Here is a 245-nt window from a genome sequence, read left to right on the forward strand (position 1 = left end):
GTTTTTCAAAATTAGCAAATGGGTCGGATTCTTCTTTGATCTTGGTGATTTTATGCCCGTTCCATTTTTTATAAACGAGATAAAGGACATAGGCTGCACCTACGCCAATAATGGCAGGTACATTATGAATCGATGCTGCAAGGACAATCACTCCAATAATCGCCAGCCCAATTTTTGCTCCGGTTGATTCAGCCTTTAAAAACTGTTTAGCAATGAAGTAGAGAAGGACTAAGCTGACCGCTAAC

The 245-nt window shown here is 40.4% G+C and carries 1 protein-coding gene; it reads right to left on the reverse strand.

The window, feature by feature from the left end:
- Positions 1–245, reverse strand: a 245-nt coding sequence (locus RYX56_RS24525) for a lmo0954 family membrane protein (RefSeq protein ID WP_317124410.1), incomplete at both ends; no start/stop codon positions are given.

Origin of the sequence: Alkalihalophilus lindianensis (genome assembly GCF_032843265.1) — a bacterium.
GTDB lineage: Bacteria > Bacillota > Bacilli > Bacillales > Bacillaceae_D > Alkalihalophilus > Alkalihalophilus lindianensis.